11 protein-coding genes are annotated in these 25,173 nt (G+C 70.7%); 7 read left to right on the forward strand and 4 right to left on the reverse strand.

Annotated features, from left to right (window positions below; genetic code table 11):
- Positions 1-226: 226 nt before the first annotated feature.
- The 3 genes from PIQ37_RS07715 to PIQ37_RS07725 form a co-directional block, all read right to left on the reverse strand.
- Positions 227-3,067 carry a valine--tRNA ligase gene (locus tag PIQ37_RS07715; RefSeq protein ID WP_342073012.1) on the reverse strand — a complete coding sequence of 947 codons (2,841 nt, stop codon included), beginning with the start codon at positions 3,065-3,067 and terminating at the stop codon, positions 227-229.
- Positions 3,068-3,176: 109 nt separating this feature from the next.
- A complete protein-coding gene (locus tag PIQ37_RS07720; protein ID WP_043090908.1) occupies positions 3,177-3,602 on the reverse strand; it encodes a DNA polymerase III subunit chi in 426 nt (141 codons plus the stop codon).
- Between the two features lie 124 nt (positions 3,603-3,726).
- The gene (locus PIQ37_RS07725; protein ID WP_342073013.1) at positions 3,727-5,211 is read right to left on the reverse strand and encodes a leucyl aminopeptidase; all 1,485 of its coding nucleotides are present in this window, start codon (positions 5,209-5,211) and stop codon (positions 3,727-3,729) included.
- Between the two features lie 107 nt (positions 5,212-5,318).
- Between PIQ37_RS07725 and lptF the strand changes: the two genes are divergently transcribed.
- The 3 genes from lptF (at position 5,319) to PIQ37_RS07740 (ending at position 8,302) form a co-directional block, all read left to right on the forward strand.
- Positions 5,319-6,404, forward strand: coding sequence for an LPS export ABC transporter permease LptF (gene lptF, locus PIQ37_RS07730; protein ID WP_010343579.1), 1,086 nt, complete (start codon positions 5,319-5,321; stop codon positions 6,402-6,404).
- Complete coding sequence (gene lptG, locus PIQ37_RS07735) at positions 6,401-7,507, forward strand: LPS export ABC transporter permease LptG (RefSeq protein ID WP_342073014.1); 1,107 nt, start codon at positions 6,401-6,403, stop codon at positions 7,505-7,507. The genes lptF and lptG overlap by 4 nt, the downstream gene beginning before the upstream one ends.
- A 105-nt stretch (positions 7,508-7,612) precedes the next feature.
- Positions 7,613-8,302: a class I SAM-dependent methyltransferase gene (locus tag PIQ37_RS07740; RefSeq protein WP_279362465.1), complete on the forward strand. Its 690-nt coding sequence runs from the start codon at positions 7,613-7,615 to the stop codon at positions 8,300-8,302.
- Positions 8,303-8,821: 519 nt separating this feature from the next.
- Here the strand turns inward: PIQ37_RS07740 and PIQ37_RS07745 are convergent.
- Positions 8,822-9,298 (reverse strand): RDD family protein, encoded by a 477-nt coding sequence (locus tag PIQ37_RS07745; RefSeq protein ID WP_342073015.1) that lies wholly within the window; start codon positions 9,296-9,298, stop codon positions 8,822-8,824.
- Between the two features lie 189 nt (positions 9,299-9,487).
- Between PIQ37_RS07745 and xerD the strand changes: the two genes are divergently transcribed.
- The 4 genes from xerD to PIQ37_RS07765 all read left to right on the forward strand — a co-directional run bounded on the left by xerD (position 9,488) and on the right by PIQ37_RS07765 (position 25,093).
- Positions 9,488-10,462: a site-specific tyrosine recombinase XerD gene (gene xerD, locus PIQ37_RS07750; RefSeq protein ID WP_342073016.1), complete on the forward strand. Its 975-nt coding sequence runs from the start codon at positions 9,488-9,490 to the stop codon at positions 10,460-10,462.
- A 100-nt stretch (positions 10,463-10,562) separates the two neighbouring features.
- On the forward strand, positions 10,563-11,366 hold the full coding sequence (locus PIQ37_RS07755; protein ID WP_342073017.1) for a DsbC family protein: 804 nt from the start codon (positions 10,563-10,565) through the stop codon (positions 11,364-11,366).
- Positions 11,367-11,707: 341 nt separating this feature from the next.
- A complete protein-coding gene (gene purL / locus PIQ37_RS07760; protein WP_342073018.1) occupies positions 11,708-15,766 on the forward strand; it encodes a phosphoribosylformylglycinamidine synthase in 4,059 nt (1,352 codons plus the stop codon).
- Between the two features lie 1,107 nt (positions 15,767-16,873).
- Positions 16,874-25,093 carry an ESPR-type extended signal peptide-containing protein gene (locus PIQ37_RS07765; RefSeq protein WP_342073019.1) on the forward strand — a complete coding sequence of 2,740 codons (8,220 nt, stop codon included), beginning with the start codon at positions 16,874-16,876 and terminating at the stop codon, positions 25,091-25,093.
- Positions 25,094-25,173: the final 80 nt, after the last annotated feature.

Genomic DNA, 25,173 nt, shown 5'->3' on the forward strand with positions numbered 1-25,173 from the left:
GTGCTGAGTGTCGTCGCTTCGCCGGTCGATGGCGTAAGAGAATTGGAGCGTTGGTCGCGATGCCTGACGATGCGGCATCGCGGCTGGATCGCCAGCGGCCGGATCCGATGTGCAGGACGCCGGCACTTTCGCAGCGAGCTCGTGCTCGTGTTGTAGAAGCGGCTTCAGCCGCGACCCGTTACAGACCGCGGTCGCGGCTGAAGCCGCTCCTACAACCGGCGTTGCGTTACAGCTTGGCGCGCTGTGCGCGCAGACCGTCCAGTTGCGCGCTCCAGTCGGCCAGGCGCTGGCGTTCCTGTTCGATCACCGCGGCCGGCACCTTGTCGGTGAACTTGGCCAGCTTGGCCTCGCTCTTGTCCTTCTCGGACGCGACACGGGCGATTTCCTTGTCCAGACGCAGGCGTTCGGCATCCAGGTCGACCAGGCCTTCCAGCGGCACCAGCAGCGTCAGTTCGCCGACGATCGCGGTGGCCGCGGCCGGCGCCGGTGCGCCGTCGTCCAGCCACTGGATGGACTCCAGCTTGAGCAGGAAGCGCAGCTGCGCGGCGAAACGTTCGATTCGCGCGCGGTCCTGTGTCTGGCCGCCCTGCAGCAGCAGCGGCACCTGCCGCGACGGCGCGACCTGCAGTTCGCTGCGCACGCGGCGCAGCGCCGACACCATCGCCTTCAGCCATTCCACGTCGGCCGCGGCACCGGCGTAGGCGGCCACTTCCATCGCTGCCGCATCCGGGTACGGCTGCAGCGAGATGGTCGGTGCGGCGATGCCCAGGCGCGGTGCCACCTGCTGCCACAGCTCCTCGGTGAGGAACGGGGTCAGCGGATGCAGCAGGCGCAGCAGGGTTTCCAGCACGTGCAGCAGGGTGTGGCGGGTGCTGTCGGCGGCGGCTGCATCGTCGCCGCTCAGCGCCGGCTTGGCCAGTTCCAGGAACCAGTCGCAGAACTCGTTCCAGGCGAATTCGTACAGGCACTGCGCCAGCAGGTCGAAGCGATACGCGGCGAACTGCGCCTGCGCCTCGGCCGTGACCGCCTGCAACCGCAGCAGGATCCACTTCTCGGCATCGGTGACCGGCTCTTGCGACGCCCGAATCCCGACTCCCGACTCCCCGCCTTGCGTATTCATGAGCACGAAGCGGCTGGCATTCCACAGCTTGTTGCAGAAGTTCTTGTAGCCCTCGGCGCGGCCCAGGTCGAACTTGATGTCGCGGCCGTGGCCGGCCAGCGCGGCGATGGTGAAGCGCAGCGCGTCGGCGCCGTGGGCGATGATGCCCTCGGGGAATTCCTTGCGCGTGGCCTTCTCGATCTTCTCGGCCATGCGCGGCTGCATCAGCCCGGTGGTGCGCTTGGCGACCAGGTCCTCGATGCTGATGCCGTCGATGATGTCCAGCGGGTCGAGCACGTTGCCCTTGGACTTGGACATCTTCTGCCCGTCCTTGTCGCGGATCAGACCGGTGATGTAGACGTCGCGGAACGGCACCTTGCCGGTGAAGCTGTCGGTGGCCATGATCATGCGCGCCACCCAGAAGAAAATGATGTCGAAGCCGGTCACCAGCACGCTCGACGGCAGGTAGCGGTCGAAGCCGCGCTCGGCCATCGCCTGCGCATCCGGCCAGCCCATGGTCGCGAACGGCCACAGCTGCGAGGAGAACCAGGTCTCCAGCACGTCGCTGTCCTGGTGCAGAGCGAAGTCGGCGCCGAGGCCGGCCTTGGCGCGCGCATCGGCCTCGTCGCGGCCGACATAGCAGTTGCCGGCGTCGTCGAACCAGGCCGGAATGCGATGGCCCCACCAGAGCTGGCGGCTGATGCACCAGTCCTGGATGTTCTCCATCCAGTGACGGTAGGTGTTGATCCAGTTCGGCGGCACGAACTGGATCTGCCCCGACTCGACCAGTTCCAGGCCACGCTTGGCCAGCGCGTCCATCTTCACGAACCACTGGTCGGTCAGATACGGCTCGATCACCTGGCCGGTGCGATCGCCGCGCGGCACCTGCAGCTTGTGCGGCTTGGTCTCGACCAGGATGCCGAGGTCTTCCAGATCGGCCAGCACCGCCTTGCGCGCGTCGTAGCGGTCCAGGCCGCGGTATTTTTCCGGGACGCTGTCATTGAGCGTAGCGGTCTGCGTGAACAGGTTGATCATCGGCAACCCATGCCGCACGCCGACCTGGTAGTCGTTGAAGTCGTGCGCGGGCGTCACCTTGACCACGCCGGTGCCGAACGCGCGGTCCACGTAGTCGTCGCCGATCACCGGCACGCGGCGGCCGGTCAGCGGCAGGGTCACCGTCTTGCCGATCAGGTGCGCGTAGCGCGCATCCTCCGGGTGCACCATCACTGCGGTATCGCCGAGCAGGGTCTCCGGGCGGGTGGTGGCGACCACCAGGTAGTCGCGGGTCTCGCGCAGGGTCTCGTTGCCGTCGGCGTCGTGCTCGACGTGTTCGTAGCTGGCGCCATCGTCCAGTTTGTAGGCGATCGACCACAGGAAGCCGTCTTCCTCGACGTTCTCCACTTCCAGGTCGGAGATCGCGGTCTTCAGTACCGGATCCCAGTTGACCAGGCGCTGGCCGCGGTAGATCAGGCCCTGTTCGTGCCAGCGCACGAAGGCCTCGATCACCGCCGCCGACGGCTGCGGGTCCATGGTGAAGGTGCTGCGCGACCAGTCGGCCGAGGTGCCGAGGCGGCGCATCTGCCGCTCGATGGTGTCGCCGGAATGCTGCTTCCACTCCCAGACCTTGGCGATGAAGCCGTCGCGGCCCAGCGAATCGCGGGTCTCGCCCTTGCCTTCCAGGGTCAGGTTGCGCGACACCACCATCTCGGTGGCGATGCCGGCGTGGTCGCTGCCGACCTGCCACAGCGTGTCGAAACCGCGCATGCGGTGGTAGCGCACCAGCGCATCCATCAGCGTCTGCTGGAAGGCGTGGCCCATGTGCAGCGTGCCGGTCACGTTCGGCGGCGGCAGCAGCACCGTGTACGGCGTGCCCTGCCCGGACGGCGCGAAGTAACCGGACGCTTCCCATTGCGCGTACAGGCGCGATTCGAAGGACTTGGGATCGTAGCTGGAGGCGAGGGTGGTCATGGAGAAGCCGGGATTGGGGATTGGTGATTCGGGATGTCTTGCCGTGCGGTGCCGATGAGGGAGCGGGGCGGGGATTCATCCCGAATCCCGAATCCCCACTCCCGGCGCCTCACATATCGTGCTTGCTGACCGCGTAGCCCTGTGCCTTGTACTGCTTCCAGCGCTCGCGCAGCGGGTCGCGCGCGGACGGGTCGGCCGGCACCACTTCGAGGACGCGGTCGCAGGCGCCCAAGTAGGGCGCATCGCGCAGGTTGATCACCAGCGGGCGCTCCGGCGCGTCGACGCCGGGTGGGACGATCAGCACCTGGGCCTCTTCTTCGTCGGCATCGGCGTCGGCGATCTGGTGCGGGATGTAGGCGTCGGCATCGAACGCCCACAGCAACTCGTCCAGTTCCTCGGCCTGGGCCATGTCGCGCGCCAGCACCAGCGTCCACAGATTGGCGTCGTTGGCCTTGCGCGCCAGTTCGCACACCAGCCGCAGCGGTTCGTTGAGGAACCGCGGCTTGGCGATCAAATAGAAGTCGGCGCGCATCAGGGCTGGGATTCGTTAGTGGGGATTTGGGATTGGCAACCGCGGATCACGGTCGCCTGCTGGAGCAGGGGGCGCGGAAAGGAAACGCGGAGGCGCCTTTCACGAATCCCCAATCCCGACTCCCCAATCACGCCGCGCCGCCTGCGGCGCGGTCGAGCAACCACTGCGACAGCAGGCCCACCGGGCGGCCGGTGGCCATGCCGCGCTTGCCTTCGTCGCTGGCGACGCCGGCGATGTCCAGGTGCGCCCAGCGCTGGCCTTCGGTGAAGCGCGACAGAAAGCAGCCGGCGGTGATCGCGCCGGCCCAGCGGCCGCCGATGTTGTAGACGTCGGCGAAGCTGGAATCCAGCAGCCCCTGGTACTCGTCCCACAGCGGCAGGCGCCAGGCGCGGTCGAACACGTGCTCGCCAGCGGCCAGCAGTTCGGCGGCCAGGTCGTCGTGCTTGCTCATCAGGCCGGCGGTCTGGTGGCCGAGGGCGACCATGCAGGCGCCGGTGAGGGTGGCCACGTCGATCAGCGCCGCCGGCTTGAAGCGCTCGGCGTAGGTCAGCGCGTCGCACAGGATCAGGCGGCCCTCGGCGTCGGTGTTGCCGACCTCGATGGTCTTGCCGGACATGCTGGTGATCACGTCCGACGGGCGGTAGGCGTTGCCGTCGATCGCGTTCTCCACCGCCGGCACCACCACCACCAGGTTCAGCGGCAGGCGCGCAGTCGCGGCGGCGACGAAGGTGCCGATGACGTTGGCGCCACCGCACATGTCGTACTTCATCTCCTCGATGCCGCCCTGGGTCTTCAGGTTGACGCCGCCGGTGTCGAAGGTGATGCCCTTGCCGACCAGCACGTAGGGCTGGGCGTCGCCGCCACCATTCCACTTCAGCACCAGCAGCCGCGGGCGGTTGGCCGAGCCGCGCGCCACCGCCAGCAGCGAGCCCATGCCCAGTTCCTGCATCTGGGTTTCGTCGAGGATCTCGGCCTCGGCGCCGTCCACGCCCCGGGCGAAGGCGGCGGCGGTCTCGGCCAGGTAGGCCGGGGTGCACAGGTTCGGCGGCAGGTTGCCCAATTCGCGGGCGAATTTCACGCCGGCGGCGATCGCCTCGCCCTGAGCCAGCGCGGTGGTGTCGTCGCCGTGCACGGCCAGGCGGGCGAGGCCGCTGTCGTCGGGCTTCTTCTTGCCGAGGGTGGCGGTGTAGCGGTAGCAGGCGTGGTCGCTGGCGATCACCGCCTGGCGGATCGCCCAGGCCTGGTCGCGGCCCTTCACCTCCAGCTCGCTCAGGGTCAGCAGCGCGCTGGCCGCCGGCCCGCTCTTGAGCGCGCGCGCGGCGTCGCCGACCGCCTTCAGGTATTGCGGCACGCCGAACTTGGCGGCGTCGCCCAGGCCGACCGCCAGCACGCGCGGCGCCTGCACGCCGGGCAGGTCGTGGAGCAGGGCGGTGGCGCCGGTCTTGCCGCTGACGTCGCCGCGCTCGGCCAGCGCGGTCAGGCGTCCGCCGCTGGCCGCGTCCAGGGCCTGGGCGGCCGGGGACAGGCGCTTGTCGGCGAACACGCCGACGACGATGCAGTCGAACGCCGCGGTGGCCGGGGCGTCGTGGTTCAGGGTGAATTCCAGGGCCATTGATCAGATTCCGTTGGCAAATCCGTACAATCGCGGACTCTTTACCCCCAGTCGGATAGGCTGGGGCAGCCGCGAACGAATCCGAGAGTTTAAATCAACCCACCCCCATGCCGAAGCTCGATCGATACCTGCTGCGCGATTTCGTCCAGAGCTTCTCGGCCACCCTGATCGTGCTGCTGGTGGTCAGCGTCGGTGGTGTGCTGGTGGACATCCTGGGCAACATCGCCGATGGCCGCATCCCGGCCAAGTTGTTGTTTTCACAGCTCGGCCTGCAGTTCGTGGTGTACCTGCCGCTGATCCTGCCGCTGGCGCTGATGCTGGGCCTGCTGCTGGCGCTGGCACGGCTGTACCGCGACTCGGAAATGGCGGTGATCACCGCCATCGGCGTGGGCCCGCGGCGCCTGCTGCGGCCGATCCTGATGCTGGTGATCCCGGTGGTGACCCTGGTCGGCATGTGCTCGCTGTGGCTGGGCCCCTGGGCCGACCGCACCTCCGACCGGCTGATCGACGAGGCCAACCACAGCCTGCTGATGGCCGGGCTGGAGGCTGGGCGCTTCACCCCGCTGTCCGACGGCGGCATCGTCTACATCAGCACCCTGTCCGGGGATGGCACCAAGCTCAGCAAGGTGTTCATGCAGCGGCAGAAGGACGGCCGCCTGGACGTGGTCACCGCGCAGCGCGGCGCCATGTTCTTCGAGGGCAAGGCCGACCGCTACCTGCGCCTGGAGGACGGCTACCGGGTCGAGGGCCCGCTGGCCGGCGACGGGCTGGACTACCGGATGATGCGTTTCGTCAGCAACGACGTGGCGCTGCCCGACCGCAACGCCGCGCGCAAGGACGATGACCCCGAACTGCTGCCCACCGCCAAGCTGATCGGCGATCCGCGCCCGCAGGCCAATGCGCAGCTGCATGCGCGCCTGGCGCCGCCGCTGCTGGCGCTGGCCTTTGCGCTGCTGACCCTGCCGCTGTCGCGCAGTTCGCCGCGGCAGCAGCGCTATGGCCGGATCATGCTGGCGTTCCTGGCCTACCTGGTCGGCACCAACCTGATGTTCCTCGGCACCCAGTGGCTGAGCACCGAGAAGCTGCCGCGTGCGCTCGGCCTGTGGTGGCTGACCCTGCCGTTGCTGGCGCTGTCGGTGTGGATGTACCTGCGCGATGGCCGGTTGTCGCGGCCGCGGAGGCAGCCGGCATGAGGCTGCGTCCGAACCTGCACGATGTGTACGTGGGCCGCGCCGTGCTCGGCACGGTGCTGCTGACCTGGGCGGTGCTGCTGGGCCTGGACGTGATCATGGCCCTGTCCAACGAGTTCAAGACGATCGGCACCGGCAGCTACAGCCTGGGCCATGCCGCCGCGTTCGTGGCCTACACGGTGCCGCGCCGCGCCTACACCCTGTTTCCCACCGGCGCGGTGATCGGCGTGCTGATGGGTCTGGGCCAGCTCGCCGCCACCTCCGAACTGACCGCGCTGCGCGCGCTGGGTCTGTCGCGGCGCCGCCTGAGCCTGGCGGCGGCCTCGACCATGGCGGTGCTGACCGTGGTCATGGTGGTCAACGGCGAGACCCTGGCGCCATGGGCGCAGAACCAGGCCGATGCGATCAAGGCCAACGCCAAGTACAACGGCGACATGAGCATGGCCCGCTATTCCGGGCTGTGGGCGCGCGAGGGCAACACCTTCCTCAATGCCCAGGCCGGCGAAGAGCACCTGGAGGACGGCGGCGGCACCTGGCTGGAGCTGCGCGACGTGCGCCTCTACACGCTGGACGAGAGCGGCCGGCTGGCGTCGTTGACCCACGCCGCCATCGCCGAGCATCGTCATAGCAGTTGGACCCTCAAGCAGGCCTACCGAGACACCTTCGCCGAACGCTCGGTGCAGCGCGAGAAGTTCGACAGCCTGCCATGGCAATCGCAGCTGGATGCGAAGGCGCTGGCCTCGGGCCTGGCCAAGCCGCGCAACCTGTCGGCGCGCGACCTGCACACCAGCATCGAGTACCGCCGCCGCAATGGCCTGGACGCGCGCGACTACGAGGACCAGTATTGGAGCCGCTGGTTCTATCCGCTGAACGTGCTGGCGCTGTGCTTCGCCGCGATTCCGTTCGCGTTCGGCGCGCTGCGCAGCGGCGGCATGGGCAAGCGCCTGTTCCTGGGCATCCTGTTCGCCCTGGTGTTCTGGCTGCTGCAGCTGTTCTTCGGACGCATGGCCGGCGCCCTGAAGTTCGACTACCGCATCGCCTACGCCTTGCCGCCGCTGGTGATGCTCACCGTGTCCTGGTTGCTGTTCCGCAAGCGCAGCAGTTAGCGCGTGGTGCATGCGGCGTCGGGTACTTGCGCTCTTTCGAGCGGCGTCGCCCGTCGGCTCGATGAAGTCTGAAATTGTTGTATTTGCCAACTGGAAGGGTTTTCGATGCATCCCACTGCAATGAGTAATGGCCAGCGTTTCTTTGACGCTTACTCCGAGCCATTCAAAAGCCAATCGAGCGTCAAGGTCGTCGAGATCGGATCCAGGAATTTCAACGGTACCCTGCGCCAGGTCACGCCAGAGCCGTTCGAGTACATCGGTGTGGATTTCGCGAGCGGCGACGGCGTCGATGTCGTGCTGGATTCGCCGTATTCCCTTCCGTTCGACGATGCGTCCATCGACATGGTGGTGTCCAGCAGCTGCCTCGAACATTCGGAAATGTTCTGGGTGGTATTCCTGGAGATCCTGCGGGTGCTGAAGCCGGGCGGGCTGTGCTATTTGAATACGCCGTCGAACGGTGACTTCCATCGGTATCCGGTCGATTGCTGGCGCTTCTATCCGGACGCCGGCCAGGCGCTGGTCACCTGGGCGAAGTGGAACAAGATCGATGCGGTGCTGCTCGAGTCCTATGTCAGCAACCAGCATCTGGACCAATGGAACGACTGCGTCACCGTCTTCCTGAAAGATGCGCAGCACCTCGAGCGCTACCCGACCCGGATCCTGGACACGTTCCAGGACTTCCGCAATGGCACCAAGCATGGCGTCGAGGGATTCCTGAACCTCAGCGACTCGCCCGAAGACAGGGTCAGGCTGGCGGTCATCGAGCGGGTCGTGACCGGGCAGACCAAGGTCTAATCCCGCTCCGCTGCGCCAACGCATTGGCGGGGGGCGCGGCGCGCCGTGTTCTCGCGTTGGATCGTGCGCGTGGGCGATGATATGCAACAGCGGTGCGCCATTGCCGCGCCGCTGCGGATAGGCGCACACGTTGAAGTGCAGCTATGCCCTGTGCTGACGTCACGTCTTTGTTTTCGGTAGCCGCGTCAGACGGGTGCCGCTTGCGCGGTCGTGCCGCGCCGCAGTGGTCCCGATGTGGCAGGAGTGGTCGGCGCGCCGCCGCGCGCCCATGTGCTGCGATCAGGGCTTGGCTTTGGGCAATCGCGTCAGATAGGTGCCGCTGGCCCTGTCGTGCCGCGCCGCAGTGGTCCCGATGTGGCAGGAGTGGTTGGCGCGCCGCCGCGCGCCCATGTGCTGCGGTCAGGGTTTGGCTTTTGGTAATCGCGTTAAACAGGTGCGGCTGGCACGGTCGTGCCGCGCCGCAGTGGCCCCGATGTGGCAGGAGTGGTTGGCGCGCCGCCGCGCGCCCGTGTGCTGCGGTCAGGGCTTGGCTTTTGGTAATCGCGTTAAACAGGTGCGGCTGGCACGGTCGTGCCACGTCAACCGCTCCCGATCAAAAAGCGCCCACCAGAACCCCAACCCGCCCAGCAGCAACGACACCGTGCCGACCAGATAGCGCCGCCACAGCGCGCCCCAACCTGGCGCGTTGCCGTCGGCGCCGTGCAGGCGCAGCCGCCATGGACGCATGCCCAGGGTCTGGCCACCGCGACGCCAACTCAGCGTCGCATACAGGCCGGCCACCACCCAGCAACACAGCCACAGCAGCCACTGCAGGGCGCTGAACGGGGCGATGTTCTCGCGCGGCGCATGGCCTTCCAGCGTGTAGCCGAGGGTGAACAGCGCCGAGACCACGAACCACAGCGCCAGCACCGGCCAGGCGTCGTAGAACAATGCCAGCAGCCGCCACAGCAGCAGCGCGCGTGGACGGGGGGCGGAAGCGGGAGGCGGTGCGCTCATCGGCACAGCTTAGAGCCAGTCGCGCGCTTTGCGGTGGACTGCGTTGCGCGCGGCTCGCGCATGTGCCGCCCTGCGCTCGTCCCGCCCACATCGACCTTGCGCCCCCCGGCAAAGCCGCTAGGCTTTCCCGATTCCCGATTCCCGATTCCCGATTCCCCAATCCCCAATCCCCAATCCCCAATCCCCAAAATGCCCTCCCTGCAGTCCCCCGCCGAACGCCGCCAGCAGACGCAACGGCTCGCGCCGCTGCGCGAGGCCGATGCGGCGGCGATCCAGCAGTTCCTGGATGCGGCCTGGGCCGAGCAGGGGTTGGCGCGGCAGAGCCTGGACAGCTACCGCCGCGACCTGGAGGGTTTCGCGCGCTGGCGCGACGGTGCCGGCGGCGGGCTGGCCGGTGCCGATCGGCAGGCGCTGTTCGATTACCTGGCCTGGCGTACCGAACTGGGCTATTCGCCGCGCAGCAATGCGCGCTGGCTGTCGTCGCTGCGCGCGTTTTTCGCCCTGCGCGTGCGCCGCGGCGAGCGCAGCGACGATCCGACCGCGCTGCTGGAACCGCCGCGGCTGCCGCGTTCGCTGCCCAAGGCGCTGGCCGAAAGCCAGATCGATGCGCTGCTGGCGGCGCCGGACGCGACCGCGCCGACAGGCCTGCGCGACCGCGCCATGCTCGAGCTGATGTATGCCGCCGGCTTGCGCGTCAGCGAGCTGGTGAACCTGCCGGCCAATGCGGTGAATCTGCGCCAGGGCGTGCTGCGGGTCACCGGCAAGGGCAGCAAGGAGCGGCTGGTGCCGCTGGGCGAGGAATCGCAGCACTGGCTGCAGCGCTATCTGGACAGCGCCCGCCCGACGCTGGCGGCCGGGCAGGCGGTGCCGGCCAGCGATGGCGCGGTGCCGCTGTTCATCGATGCCGCACGGCGCGCGCTGACCCGCCAGCAGTTCTGGGGACTGGTCAAGCGCTATGCGGCGGTGGCCGGAATCGATCCTGCACGGATCAGCCCGCACGGCCTGCGCCACAGCTTCGCCACGCATCTGCTCAACCGCGGCGCCGACCTGCGTGCGCTGCAGATGCTGCTCGGCCACAGTTCCCTGTCCACCACCCAGATCTATACGCTGGTGGCGCGCGAGCACCTGCAGAGCCTGCACCGCAAGCATCATCCGCGCGGCTGAGCGTCGCCGCGGCGCGTGTGCGCGCCGCTCAGCCTGTCTACATGGAGCGTGCCGGGGGGTGTGCGACAATCGGGCGATTCGCAGCCCTCATGGATCGCCAATGCTCCGTTTTGCTCTCTGCACGCTGCTGGGCGCGGCTTCGCTCTCCGCCTGCGCACAGTCCACCTCCCCGGCGCCCGGCGCCGCGTCGGCCAAGGCCGCTCCCGCCGCCAGCGGCGCACCGGGCGAGCAGCGCGTACGCTCGGCGCTGCTGCAGCTCGATCCCAACTTCAAGCCCGACTACATCGGTGCCGCGCCGTTCCCCGGCTTCCGCGAAGTGGTGGTCGGCGGGCAGGTGCTGTACGTCTCCGACGACGGCCGCTACCTGTTCCAGGCGCAGCCGTTCGACATCCAGGAAAAGCAGTTCGCCTCCAGCGAAGGCCTGCTGAGCTACCGCCGCAAGCTGCTGGAATCGGCGCCGCGTGCCGACCGCATCGTGTTCGCCCCGGCCAATCCCAAGTACACCATCAGCGTGTTCACCGACATCGAATGCGGCTACTGCCGCAAGCTGCACAGCGAGATCGGCGAGCTCAACAAGCAGGGCATCGCCGTGGAGTACCTGGCGTACCCGCGCATGGGCCTGGGCAGCCAGGACTACAAGGACATGGTCGCGGTGTGGTGTGCGGCGGACAAGAAGCAGGCACTGACCGAGGCCAAGAGCAGCGGCAAGGTGCCCGGCGCGGCCAACTGCAAGAACCCGGTGACCATGCAGTACAACCTGGGCCAGCGCCTTGGCGTCAACGGCACCCCGGCGATCTTCGCCCCGGACGGCACCCAGATCGGCGGCTACCTGCCCCCGGCCAAGATGCGCGAGGCGCTGGACAAGCGCGCGGCGGAAGCGGCGAAGGCGGGCGGGAGCCGCTGAGCGCTGGCGCGCTGGGATTCGGCATTCGGGATTGGGGATTCGCTGGAGCGCTGCTGCGGCGAATTCCTTTGAGCAGGCGCTCTGCGTGCGGTTTCGGGCCCCTGATTCCCACTTCTACTGCGATCAGGACGCGGTCAGCGCGTCCTCGTGGCGAGCGGCCCTCCCGGCACGCGCCATTGCCGCGCCGTCCCCGATCCCACGACCCCGCCCGGGCAGGCCATCTTCATGGCGTTGCCTGATGGGCGTCCGTGCGCGGAACACCGCTTTTACCAATCCCAAATCCCGAATCCCCAATCCCGGCTTACAATAGCCAGCCCGTTTCCTCACACGGTTCCCCGGACATGATCGTCCTCGAGGGCGCTTCCGCCCTTTCGCCGTTCCGTCGCGCTCGGCTCGAAACCCGCCTGCAGTCCCTCGTTCCCGGCGTGCGCATCGTCGGCGCCTGGCACGTGTACTTCCTCGACGGCGACGACGCCGGGCAACTGGACCTGGTCGCGGCCCGCCGCATCCTGCAGGCGCAGGACGCACCGGCGCCGGCCGAAGCGGGCACCTGCTCGCGCTACGTGGTGCCGCGGCTGGGCACGCGCTCGCCGTGGTCGAGCAAGGCCACCGAACTGGTCCGCGGCGCCGGCTTGGCGATCCGCCGGGTCGAGCGCGGTACCCGCCTGGACCTGGCCGGCTGGCCCGAGGCGGCGGCCGACCAGGCCGCGCTGGCCAAGCTGCTGCACGACCCGATGACGCAGTCGCTGCTGGACGGCGCCGCGCAGGCGCAGGCGCTGTTCCAGGCGCCGGCGCGCGGCGAGGTCGAGCGCATCCCGCTGGATGCGTTGGAAGCGGCCAATGCACGCCTGGGCCTGGCCCTGGCCCAGGACGAGATCGATTACCTGCGCCAGCGCTTCGGCGAGCTCGGCCGCGATCCGGCCGACGTGGAACTGATGATGTTCGCGCAGGCCAATTCCGAGCACTGCCGGCACAAGATCTTCAACGCCAGCTGGACCATCGACGGCAAGGAGCAGGACCGCTCGTTGTTCCGGATGATCAAGCACACCCACCAGCAGACCCCGCAGCACACGCTCAGCGCGTACAGCGACAACGCGGCGGTGGTGGAAGGCCATCCGGCCGCGCGCTACCGTCCGGATCCGGCCAGCGGCGAATACCGCAGCGAGGCGGTGACGCCGTCAGCGTTCTGCATCAAGGTCGAGACCCACAACCACCCGACCGCGATCGCGCCGTTTCCGGGCGCCTCCACCGGCGCCGGCGGCGAGATCCGCGACGAGGGCGCCACCGGCCGCGGCGGCAAGCCCAAGGCCGGCCTGACCGGCTTCAGCGTCTCGCACCTGCGCATTCCCGGCCTGCCGCAGCCGTGGGAGGGTGCGCGTCCGCTCAACCCGCGCATGGCCCCGGCGCTGGAGATCATGCTGGACGGCCCGCTCGGCGGCGCCGCGTTCAACAACGAATTCGGCCGGCCCAACCTGCTCGGCTATTTCCGCAGTTTCGAGCTTCCGGAGACGCAGGACCTGACCCGCGCCTACGACAAGCCGATCATGCTGGCCGGCGGCCTGGGCGCGATCGACCGCGTGCAGGTGGAGAAGATCCCGCTGCAGCCCGGCGATGCGGTGATCGTGCTCGGCGGCCCGGCGATGCTGATCGGCCTGGGCGGCGGCGCGGCCAGTTCGGTGGCCTCCGGCGACAGCGCCGAGGATCTGGATTTCGCCAGCGTGCAGCGCGACAACCCGGAGATGGAGCGGCGCGTGCAGGAGGTCATCGACCGCTGCGTCGCGCTGGGCGCGGACAACCCGATCCGCTGGTTCCACGACGTCGGCGCCGGCGGCCTGTCCAACGCCATTCCCGAACTGCTGCACGATTCCAACGTAGGCGGCGTCATCGACCTCGACCGTGTGCCCAGCGACGACCCGTCGCTGTCGCCGATGCAGCTGTGGTGCAACGAATCGCAGGAGCGCTACGTGCTCGGCGTGCCGCAGGCGCGCCTGGCCGAATTCGCCGCGATCTGCGAACGCGAGCGCTGCCCGTTCGCCGCGGTGGGTGTGGCGACCGCCGAGGAAAGGCTCATTGTGGGCTACGGCGTCCTCGGCGCCGGGAACGATGAAACGCCAGCGGCACCCGCTTCTCACGAATCCCCAATCCCTAATCCCCAATCCCCGCACCCCATCGATCTGCCCATGGACGTCCTCTTCGGCAAGCCGCCGAAGATGCACCGCGACGCCCGGCAGCCGCCGGCACCGCGCTGGCCGGAGCTGGACACCGAGGCGCTGGACCTGCGCGAGGCCGGGCTGCGCGTGCTGGCCCATCCGACCGTGGCGGCGAAGAGCTTCCTGGTCACCATCGGCGACCGCAGCGTCGGCGGCCTGACCGCGCGCGAGCAGATGATCGGCCCCTGGCAGTTGCCGCTGGCCGATTGCGCGATCACTTTGACCGGCTTCGACACCTACGCCGGCGAAGCGATGGCGATCGGCGAGCGCACCCCGCTGGCCCTGCTCGACGCCGCCGCGGCGGCGCGGATGGCGGTGGGCGAAGCGATCACCAACCTGTGCGCGGCGCCGGTGCAGGCGCTGGACCAGGTCAAGCTGTCGGCGAACTGGATGGCCGCGGCCAACCACGACGGCGAAGACGCGCGCCTGTACGCCGCGGTCAAGGCCGTGGGCATGGAACTGTGCCCGCAGCTGGACCTGAGCATCCCGGTGGGCAAGGACTCGCTGTCGATGCAGGCGCAGTGGGGTGTGGCCGGGATTCGGGATGGCCGGCCTGCGGCCGTCGAAGAGCGAGTGGGATTGGGGATTGGCGAGAGCGGCACTGCGCGCGCGGAAGGCGCTTCTGCGAATCCCGAATCTCCACTCCCCACTCCCGGCGTCACCGCCACCCACAAATCCGTCTCGCCCGTCTCCCTCATCGTCTCCGCCTTCGCACCCGTCGCCGATGCGCGGGCGCAGTTGACGCCGTTGCTGGCGCGCGAGGCCGAGAGCGAGCTGTGGTTGATCGGGCTGGGCGGCGGCAAGCAGCGCCTGGGCGGTTCGGTGCTGGCGCAGGTGCATGGCGACGGCGCGCTGCCGGCGTTCGGCGGCGCGGTGCCGGATCTGGATGATCCGCAGCGGCTGCGTGCGTTCTTCGAGATGATCCGCGATGCGCGCGAGGCCGGCCTGCTGCTGGCCTATCACGACCGCAGCGACGGCGGCGCGTTCGCCGCGCTGTGCGAGATGGCGTTCGCCTCGCGGCAGGGCCTGGACATCACTCTCGATGCCTGGGGCGACGATCCGTTCCGCAGCCTGTTCAACGAGGAACTGGGCGCGGTGGTGCAGGTCGCGCGCGAAGACCGCGCCGCGTTCGCCGACCTGGTCGAACGCCATGCGCTGACCGAGTGCGCGCAGCGCATCGCCCGCCCCAGCACCGCTGCGGCGGTGCGCGTGGCCCTGGGCGGCAAGACCCTGGCCGAATGGCGCTGGGACGAGTTGTTCGATGCCTGGTGGTCGGTGACCCACGCCATGCAGACGCTGCGCGACAACCCCGACAGCGCCGCCGAGGAACGCGCGCTGGCGCGCGATTTCGCCGCGCCCGGGCTGAAGCCGAAACTGGCCTTCGACCCGGCCGAGGACATCGCCGCGCCGTTCATCGCCAGCGGCCAGCGGCCGAAGGTGGCGATCCTGCGCGAGCAGGGCGTCAACGGCCAGATCGAGATGGCCAATGCGTTCGAGCGCGCCGGTTTCCGCGCCTTCGACGTGCACATGAGCGACCTGATCGCCGGCCGCGTGGACCTGGCCGACTTCGTCGGGCTGGCTGCCTGCGGCGGCTTCAGCTACGGCGACGTGCTGGGTGCCGGCCGCGGCTGGGCCACCTCGATCCTGGAGCGGCCGGCGCTGCGCGATGCCTTCGCCGCGTTCTTCGCGCGTCCGGACACCTTCGCCCTGGGCGTGTGCAACGGCTGCCAGATGCTCAGCCAGCTCAAGGACATCATCCCCGGTGCCGAGCACTGGCCGCGCTTCCTGCGCAACCGCAGCGAGCAGTTCGAGGCGCGCACCAGCCTGCTGGAAGTGGTGGAATCGCCGTCGATCTTCCTGCGCGGCATGGCCGGCTCGCGGATCCCGGTGGCGGTGGCGCACGGTGAAGGCCGCGCCGAATTCGACACTGCCGTCGACCAGGCCGCCGCGCGCGTGGCATTGCGCTTCGTCGATGGCCATGGCGCTGTCGCCACGCAGTACCCGCTGAACCCGAACGGCTCGCCCGACGGCATCACCGGCCTGACCAGCGACGACGGCCGGGTGACCATCCTGATGCCGCATCCGGAACGCACCCTGCGCTCGCTCAACCTCAGCTGGCATCCGGCCGAGTGGCCGGACGAGGCGCCGTGGCTGCGCATGTTCCGCAATGCGCGGGTATGGGTGGGCTGAAGCCCGCCCCTGGCGCGCTCGCCGCGATGGCGACGCGCCTGCCTGGTCGGCTTTCGACGGTGCCGTGTTCCGTGACCTGATCGCGTGCTGGCGATGGGGCCAGCCAGGGCGCCATCGGCAGCGCCTGCTGCCGCGATCTTCGGGCCGGCGCTGCCGGCTGCGTTGATCGGGGCTGCTGCCGCGCTGCCATCGCTGTGGGATGCAGAATGCAGCGCCGGGATTGGTGGCGTGGCGCATGCGCCGAATCGCGCGTCGCTGTGTCCCATGTGGGAGGGACTTCAGTCCCGACGCAGGCCGCGTCCAGGCCGGCCGAGCCGGCGGTTTGACGGGCCGATGCCGTCGATTTTTCCTGTGTGCCGAGTGGGTTTCCTCGGCGCATCCCGGCGCATCCCGCTTTCGCATGAGCTGACCGTGCGCGGTCGCGGCTGAAGCCGCTCCTACGAGACATCGTGCTGCGTCGCGCCTTGCGCGGTGCCGTCATCGCTGCAGTGTGTGCCCGCGCCATCCGCCACCGCTTGCAAGCGAATGGTGCGTCCTCCCGCGCGTGGCGCTCTTCGCTGTGTAGCGACAGCCCGGCAGCACCCGCCCGTCGTCCGGCACAAGGTCGCTCCGCTGCGCGACCACTCACCCCCATTTCGCGCAGTCGGCGCCATGCGCAGCCGTCTGGAGCCGTCACCCAGCATGCCTGGACGCGCTTTCGCGCCTGTACCACCTGCTTGCGTCAAGTCCTTGACAGGAAACGAAATCGCCCGAAGTGCGATGTGTCAAGACTGGCAAGGTGTGTGCCGAAAAATTGGCGCGAGCTGGTTGTTTTCATTGATATTTGTCGAAAATTTAACGAAATCAGGCTGAATTCACGGTCTGTGTCACGACATGTGTCGCATTAAGTCAAAAACTTGACGTACTCGAGAGGCCGAGTTAACACTCGGGTCAGTTCCGCATTCCACCTCGGTTCATCTACAGCTCCGAGCAGCGACAGGCGTGAGCCTCTCGCGTCCCGGCAAGGGACGTGCGGCACCAAAAAACCGACAGGGGGTCGGCCGGCCGGAACGCCGGGCGAGGGTGGCTTTTTGACCAAAAACCAGCCGAATTGAGGAGCAGTCGTCGATGAATCGGATTTATCGCAAGGTCTGGAACAACGCGTTGGGGATGTGGGTCGTGGCATCGGAGCTGGCCAGCGGCGATGCGCGCGGGGCCGTCGTCCGCGACCGCCGCGCCGCACGCGCACACGGCCTGGCCCTGGCCGGCGCCATCGCGCTGGCGCTGGGCGCCGGCGTCCTGCCCACCAGCGCCCAGGCGCAGGCCCTGCAGATCGGCGACAACGCCAGCGCCAGCGGCGACTACGCCACCGCGGTCGGTGCCGAGAGCAACGCCAGCGGCGCGCAGAGCACCGCGACCGGCGCGGCCAGCAACGCCAGCGGCGACGGCAGCGTGGCCAGCGGCACCCTCAGCGACGCCAGCGGCGTGGAGGCCAGCGCGCTCGGCTACTACAGCACCGCCAGCGGCGACGGCGCGACCGCGCTCGGCGCCGAGAGCATCGCCTCCGGCGCGGCCAGCGCCGCGGTCGGCGTGGCGGCCGACGCGACCGGCGCGTACGCCACCGCGGTCGGCGGCTTCTCCAGCGCCAGCGGCTTCAACAGCACCGCGCTGGGCAACAGCGCGGTCGCGCAGGGCCGCAACAGCGTGGCGCTGGGCGCCGATGCGGTGGCGGACCGCGACGACAGCGTCTCGGTCGGCAAGGCCGGCGGCGAGCGCCAGATCACCCACGTGGCCGCCGGCACCGAGGCCACCGATGCGGTCAACGTGGCCCAGCTCGACGCGGTCAGGCAGACCGCCGACACCACCGCCAAGTATTTCCAGTCCAGCGGCAGCGACGCCAGCGATGCCGGCGCCTACGTCGAGGGCGCCAATGCGATCGCCGCCGGCGAAGGCGCCAACGCCATCGGCAACGGCGCCAGCGCACTGGGCAGCGGCGCCACCACGCTCGGCGGCAACGCCACTGCGGTCGGCAGCAACGCCACCGCCGTCGGCGCCTCGGCAACGGCGGTCGGCGGCGCGTTGTCGATCGTCGACGAGAACGGCGAGGTGCTGCTGGAAGGCACCACCACGGCGGCCGAGCAGGGCGCCAGCGCGTTCGGCGCCGGCGCGCAGGCCAATGGCGCGTTCTCCACCGCACTGGGCACGGCGGCGCGCGCCGACGGCCTGCAGAGCACCGCCACCGGTTTCTCCGCCGCCGCCACCGGGCTGGCCGCGACCGCCAACGGCGGCTTCAGCCAGGCCGGCGGCGACTTCGCGTCCGCGGTCGGCTACGGCGCCAACGCCAGCGGCGGCAATGCCGTGGCGCTGGGCTATTCGAGCCTGGCCAGCGGGGCGTCCAGCACCGCCGTCGGCGGCAGCGTGCTCGGCCTGTTCACCACCGAGGCGCAGGGCGAAGGCGGCAGCGCGTTCGGCGCCGGCGCCTGGGCCAATGGCGACTTCTCCACCTCGGTCGGCTGGTTGAGTTCGGCCGACGGCGCCTCCAGCGCCGCGTTCGGCGCCGCGTCGTGGGCGCAGGCCGACGATTCCACGGCGCTGGGCTACGGCGCCAAGGCCGCGGCCAGCGGCAGCGTCGCGCTCGGCCAGGGATCGGTCGCCGATCGCGCCGACACCGTCTCGGTCGGCACGGCCGGCAAGGAGCGGCAGATCGCCAACGTCGCCGCCGGCACCGAAGGCACCGATGCGGTGAACCTGGACCAGCTCGACGCGGTCAAGCAGGTGGCCGACGGCACTGCGCGGCTGTTCGCCGGCAGCGGCGACGGCACCGCGCTGGCGCAGGGCCAGCAGGCCACCGCCGCCGGCGCCGATGCGCTGGCCGATGGCGACTACACCACCGCCGTGGGGTCCACCAGCACCGCCGCCGGCCTCGGCGCCTCGGCGCTGGGCAGCGGCGCGGTCGCCAGCGGCGCCCATGCCAGTGCGGTCGGCACCGATGCCACGGCGGTCGGCACCTCGGCCACGGCCATCGGCAGCACCGCGACGGTGTACGAGTACGACGAGAACGGTTTCATCGTCGGCAGCCGCGAGCAGACCACCCAGGCCCTGGGCGTGGCCGCCACCGCAGTCGGCGGCGGCGCGCAGGCGCTGGATCCGCTGACCACCGCGGTCGGCACCGGCACCTCGGCCGGCGGTGTGCAGAGCACCGCGCTGGGCTACCACGCGCAGACCTTCAACGACGGCGCCACCGCGGTCGGCGGGCTGTCGGAAGTGGCCGGCGAACTGGGCACGGCGGTGGGCTACAGCTCCCGCGCCGCAGGCGACTACGCCACCGCGATGGGCATCGGCGCGCGCGCCACCGCCACCAGTGCGGTGGCGATGGGCATGAACGCACTGGCCAGCGGCACCGACAGCGTCGCCGTGGGCGGCGTCAGCACCGCCGCGGCCAGCGCCGGCAACAGCGTGGGCATCGCCGCCGCCACCGGCGTCGGCGGCATCGCGCTGGGCGCCGGCGCGCAGAGCCAGTCCGACTACGCGATCGCGCTGGGCTACAACGCCAACGTTTTCCCGAACCTGCCGGGCAACGTCGATTCGGTCGCCATCGGCCACAGCGCCGGTTCGTTCGCGCCGCGCACGGTGTCGTTGGGCAGCTATGCGCTGGCCGCCGGCGACAGCGGCATCGCGCTGGGCTACAAGGCCATCGCCTGGAACCCCGACAGCGTCGCGCTGGGCGCACGTGCGGTGACCTCGACCTACCACAGCAACGGCACCGCGCTCGGCACCGACAGCCAGGCCAACGGCAGCGATGCCACCGCGATCGGCTACGGCGCGCGGGTCAGCACCTGGCTGGACGATGCGCGCAACCAGGCGCCGACCAATGCGGTCGCGCTCGGCGCGCATTCCTACGCCGCGCGCGACAACAGCGTGTCGGTCGGCGACGTGGCCAACGGCCTGACCCGGCAGATCACCAGCGTCGCCGCCGGCACCGAAGCCACCGACGCGGTCAACGTGGCGCAGTTGCAGGAGGCCGGCAAGTACCTGCAGGCCAGCGCCGGCAACAGCGACGCCGGCGCCTACGTCGAAGGCGACGACGCGCTCGCCGCCGGCGAGGCCGCCAATGCCATCGGCAACGGCAGCACCGCAGTTGGCGCCGGCGCCGACGCGCTCAACAGCGGGGCGACCGCAGTCGGCAGCGGCGCGGTGGCCGCCGGGCAGAACAGCGCCGCCTTCGGCACCAACGCGCAGGCCACCGGGCCGGCGGCGGTGGCGGTCGGCGGGGTGGCGGTGGACGCCAACGGCGAGCCGCTGATCACCAAGAGCGGCGTGGCGGTGGATACCGGCGCCACCAGCGCCGGGGTCGGCGGTACCGCGCTGGGCGCCAGCGCCGATGCCAGCGGTTTCGCCGCCTCGGCGGTGGGCGTGGGCGCCTACGCCGGCGGCGCGCAGGCGTCGGCCTTCGGCGCGGTGGCCAACGCCACCGGCGACTACGCCACGGCGGTCGGCACGCAGAGCGCGGCCACCGGTACCAGCAGCGTCGCGGTCGGCGGTCCGGCCGATCTGATTCCGGGACTGGGCCTGTTCGTGCAGACCCAGGCCAGCGGCGCCAATGCCGCCGCGTTCGGCGCCGGCGCGATCGCCTCGGGCGACGAGTCCACCGCCAGTGGCAGCATGACCGAGGCTTCGGGCCTGCAGAGCACCGCGCTGGGCTACTTCGCCTATGCACCGGGCGACCATGCCAGCGCGCTGGGCGCGCAGTCCTGGGCCAGCGGCGCCAACAGCACCGCGCTCGGCTACTACAGCACCGCGTTTGCGGCCGACAGCGTGGCGCTGGGCGCCAACGCGGTGGCGCGCCGGGCCAACACGGTCTCGGTCGGCGATGCCGGCAGCGAGCGACAGGTCGTCAACGTCGCCGCGGGCACGCAGTCCACCGATGCGGTCAACCTCGCGCAGCTGGATGCGGTGCGCGCCACCGCCGAAAGCACCTCCAGGTTCTTCGCCCACAGCGGCGGCGGCACGGTCGGCGCCTATGCCGACGGCGACGGCGCGCTGGCCGCCGGCGATGCGGCCAATGCCTACGGCAGCGGCGCGGCGGCGTTCGGCAGCGGCGCGGCGGCGATGGGCGATGACGCGGTGGCGCTGGGCAACGGCAGCAGCGCCAGCGGCACCGGCGGCACCGCCATCGGCGGCCGCGGCCAGGCCTACGACCAGTACAACCAGCCGATCGTCGATGCCGCCGGCAAGCCGGTGCTGGTCGGCGCCAATGCCGGCGAGAACGCCACCGCGCTCGGCGCGGGCGCGCAGGCGACGGGCAGCGTCGCCACCGCCACCGGCTACGGCGCGCAGGCCACCGGCGACCACAGCACCGCCGGCGGCTACAAGGCGCGTGCGACCGGCAACTACAGCCTGGCGCAGGGCGACAACGCCTGGGCCAGCGGCGAGGACGCCAGTGCGGTCGGCGCCTATGCCTGGGCGACGGCCGATGGCGCGTCGGCGTTCGGCACTTCGGCCTGGGCCACCGGCACCAATGCCTCGGCGTTCGGTACCGGGGCGTGGGCCAGCGGCAGCGGCGCCACCTCGATCGGCTTCAACAGCTGGGCGCCGGGCCTGAGCGCCACCGCGGTCGGTCGCGGCGCGTTCGGCTACGGCAACTACAGCGTGGCGATGGGCTTCCAGGCGCTGGGCAACCAGGTCAACACCATCGCCATCGGCACCAACACCGTGGCCGACGCGGAAAGCGCGATCAGCATCGGTGCCGGCAGCGAGGCCACCGCCGCCAATGCGGTGGCGCTGGGTGCCGGGGCGGTCGCCGACCGCGCCTACAGCGTGTCGGTGGGCAGCGCCGGGCAGGAGCGGCAGATCACCAACGTGGCCGCCGGCACCGAGGCCACCGATGCGGTCAACGTCGCGCAGCTGGATGCGGTGAAGCAGGCGGCGGCGGCCACCAGCAAGTATTTCCAGGCCAGCGGCAGCGCCGACAGCGATGCCGGCGCCCTGGTCGACGGCGACAACGCGCTGGCGGCCGGCGAGGCGGCCAACGCCACTGCCGACGGCGCCACCGCGCTCGGCGGCGGCGCCAATGCCGTGGCCGCCGGGGCGACCGCGATCGGTTTCAACGCCGTGTCCAGCGGCGTCGACGCAGTTGCGCTGGGCAACACCAGCCAGGCGTCGGGCGAGAACAGCATCGCCATCGGCAGCAACGCCCAGGCCAGCGAGATCGGTGCCACCGCCAGCGGCGCCGGTGCGCAGGCCAGCGGCACCTATGCCACCGCCACCGGCAACGAAGCGGTGGCCTCGGACAACCAGGCCACGGCGACCGGTTTCCGCAGCACCGCCTCGGGCACCGGTGCCACCGCGCTGGGCGGCTACAGCGAGGCCACCGGCTACCTGTCCTCGGCACTGGGCTATGGCGCGCTGGCCTCCGGCAGCTACGGCACCGCGGTCGGCGTGTCCTCCACCGCGTCCGGCAGCGGCAGCGTGGCGGTGGGCGAGTACAGCGTGGCCTCCGGCGAGGAGAGCGTGGCGGTCGGCGGTACCTCGTTCTTCGGCCTGATCCCGGCCGAGGCCTCGGGCGCCAACAGCGCGGCGTTCGGCGCCGGTGCCGGTGCCACCGCCGACTTCAGCAGCGCGCTCGGCAGCCTCAGCTACGCCAGTGCCGACAGCGCCAGCGCGTTCGGCTATGGCGCCTATGCGTCCGGCGTCAACAGCGTGGCCCTGGGCGCGAACTCCGAAGCGGCGCGTGACAATACCGTGTCGGTGGGCAGCGCCGGCAAGGAGCGGCAGATCACCAGCGTCGCCGCCGGTACCGAGGCCACCGATGCGGTCAACGTCGCGCAATTGAACGAGGTGAAGCAGTCCGCCGATGCCACCGGCAAGCAGTTCAAGGCCAGCGGCGGCAGCGACCCGGCCGACGATGTCGGCAGCTACGTGGAGGGCAATTACGCCACCGCCGCCGGCGAAGCCAGCAACGCCTACGGCACCGGTGCCTCGGCCTTCGGCAGCGGCGCGCTCGCGGGTGCCCGCTACGCCACCGCGTCCGGCTACAACGCCACCGCCACCGGCGAGTCCAGCACCGCGATCGGCGGCTCGCTGTACTACACCGACGCGTCCGGCAACGTGCTGCTCGACGGCACCACCACCGCCAGCGCCGCCGGCGCCACCGCGCTGGGCGCGGGTGCGCAGGCCAGCGGCACGTTCAGCAGCGCCAGCGGTGCCGGTGCCGTCGCCAGCGGACTGCAGGCCACCGCCGATGGCTACAAGGCCACGGCCGGCAGCGACTACAGCACCGCGGTCGGCGCCTTCAGCACCGCCAGCGGCACCCGCACCAGCGCGTTCGGCTACGGCGCGGCGGCGGCAGGCAACTACGCCTCGGCGCTGGGTTGGGGCAGCACCGCGTCCGGCGCGTATGCCGCGGCGCTGGGCTACAGCGCCCGCGCCACCGGCGAGGATGCGACCGCGCTCGGTGCCTCGGCCTGGGCCACCGCGGCGCAGACCACCTCGGTCGGCCAGTTCGCTTGGGCGACCGCGCAAGGCGGCACCGCGATCGGTCAGAACGCCTTCGCCTACGGTGGCACCAACGCCACCGCGCTGGGCATCAACGCCTCGGCCAGTGGCGCCGGCAGCGTCGCCCTGGGTTCGGGCGCGCGCACCAGCGAAGCCAACGTGGTGTCGGTGGGCGGCGGCAACGGCGTCACCGCGCCGGCGACGCGCCGCATCACCAACGTCGGCGCGGCGGTCAACGCCACCGACGCGGTGAACAAGGCGCAGCTGGACGCGGTGGCCACCGCGGCCGGCGACACCAGCGCGCGCTTCCAGAGTTCCGGTACCGCAGTGGCCAGCGCCAGCGGCGTGGACAGCACCGCGGCCGGTGCCGGCGCCACCGCCAGCGGCCTGCGCAGTTCCGCGCTGGGCGTGGGCAGCGTCGCCGCTGGCGCCGGTGCCACCGCCAACGGTGCCGGCAGCTCGGCGACCGGTGCGCGCAGCACCGCGATCGGCCTGCAGACCAATGCGATCGGCGAGAACGGCGTGGCGATGGGCTACAACAGCTTCGTCCGCAACAGCGGCAGCAACGGCGTCGCGCTCGGCGCCAATGCCGGCGTCTCGGCGGACAACGCGGTGGCGCTCGGTGCCGGCTCGCGGGTGTACGAGGCCGACACCGTGTCGCTGGGCAGCGGCAACGGCCGCGGCGGCCCGGCGACCCGGCGCATCGTCAACCTGACCGCCGGCAGCGTCGCCGTCGGCAGCACCGAGGCGATCAACGGCGGCCAGCTGTACCAGTCGCTGAGCAACATGGCCACGTTCCTGGGTGGCGGTGCCGGACTCGGCGCGCAGGGCCTGTTCGTGGCGCCGACGTACGTGATCCAGGGCGCCAGCTACAACAACGTCGGCGCGGCGCTGGCGGCGCTGGACGGCAAGGTCAGCGAACTGGATGCGCGCACCGGCGGCAGCGCCACCGCGGCACGCAGCGCGCGCATGGTCGGCGCCAGTGCGGTGGCCGCGCAGGCCACCGAAGCGGCGCCTGCGGCGTCGGCCGCGACCGCTGCAACCGCGGCGGCGACGCCGGTATCCGGCAGCATCGGCACCGCGCAGGTCGGCGAAAGCACGGCGGTCGCCTCCAGCGCCACGGCGGTGGGGGCCGCCGCGCGCGCCAATGACGTCACCGGCACCGCCATCGGTGGCAGTGCCTACGCGCACGGCCCCAACGACACCGCGATCGGCAGCAACGCCAAGGTCAATGCCGACGGCAGCACCGCGGTGGGCGCCAACAGCCACATCGCGGCGGTGGCGACCAACGCGGTGGCGATGGGCGAGGGCGCCAGCGTCAGCGCGGCCTCGGGTACCGCGCTCGGCCAGGGCGCCAGCGCCACCGCGCAGGGCGCGGTCGCCCTGGGGCAGGGTTCGGTGGCCGATCGTGCGCAGACGGTCTCGATCGGCAGCGCCGGCAACGAGCGCCAGCTCGCCAATGTCGCCGCCGGCACCCAGGCCACCGATGCGGTCAACAAGAGCCAGCTCGACAACGGCGTGGCCACGGCCAAGTCGTACACCGATGCACGCTTCGGCACCATGGCCGACAGCTTCGAGGTGCTGCGCGGCGACGTCGATGCGCGGTTGCGCGACCAGGACCGCCGCATCGACCGCCAGGGCGCGATGAGCGCGGCCATGCTCAACATGGCCACCAGCGCCGCCGGCATCCGCACCCAGAACCGGGTCGGTGCCGGCATCGGTTTCCAGAACGGCGAGTCGGCGCTGTCGGTGGGCTACCAGCGTGCCTTCAGCGACCGCGCCACGGTGACCATCGGCGGTGCCTTCAGCAGCGACGACAGCTCCATCGGCATCGGTGCCGGTTTCGGCTGGTGATCCATCGCGGACGGCGGCGCGTGCCGCCGTCCGCCACGCAATGGCCTGAGGGGGCAGACCACAGGACCTTGGCTGGGCCG

This window comes from Xanthomonas protegens, assembly GCF_038442435.1.
In the GTDB taxonomy this organism is placed as follows: Bacteria; Pseudomonadota; Gammaproteobacteria; order Xanthomonadales; family Xanthomonadaceae; genus Xanthomonas_A; species Xanthomonas_A sontii.

What these genes read in the sequence shown, in the direction of transcription:
- PIQ37_RS07715 (WP_342073012.1), bottom strand. Translation starts at nt 3,067, where the DNA reads ATGACCACCCTCGCCTCCAGCTACGATCCCAAGTCCTTCGAATCGCGC.
- lptG (WP_342073014.1), top strand. Translation starts at nt 6,401, where the DNA reads ATGAGGCTGCGTCCGAACCTGCACGATGTGTACGTGGGCCGCGCCGTG.
- PIQ37_RS07755 (WP_342073017.1), top strand. Translation starts at nt 10,563, where the DNA reads ATGCTCCGTTTTGCTCTCTGCACGCTGCTGGGCGCGGCTTCGCTCTCC.
- lptF (WP_010343579.1), top strand. Translation starts at nt 5,319, where the DNA reads ATGCCGAAGCTCGATCGATACCTGCTGCGCGATTTCGTCCAGAGCTTC.
- PIQ37_RS07740 (WP_279362465.1), top strand. Translation starts at nt 7,613, where the DNA reads ATGCATCCCACTGCAATGAGTAATGGCCAGCGTTTCTTTGACGCTTAC.
- xerD (WP_342073016.1), top strand. Translation starts at nt 9,488, where the DNA reads ATGCCCTCCCTGCAGTCCCCCGCCGAACGCCGCCAGCAGACGCAACGG.
- purL (WP_342073018.1), top strand. Translation starts at nt 11,708, where the DNA reads ATGATCGTCCTCGAGGGCGCTTCCGCCCTTTCGCCGTTCCGTCGCGCT.
- PIQ37_RS07765 (WP_342073019.1), top strand. Translation starts at nt 16,874, where the DNA reads ATGAATCGGATTTATCGCAAGGTCTGGAACAACGCGTTGGGGATGTGG.
- PIQ37_RS07745 (WP_342073015.1), bottom strand. Translation starts at nt 9,298, where the DNA reads ATGAGCGCACCGCCTCCCGCTTCCGCCCCCCGTCCACGCGCGCTGCTG.
- PIQ37_RS07725 (WP_342073013.1), bottom strand. Translation starts at nt 5,211, where the DNA reads ATGGCCCTGGAATTCACCCTGAACCACGACGCCCCGGCCACCGCGGCG.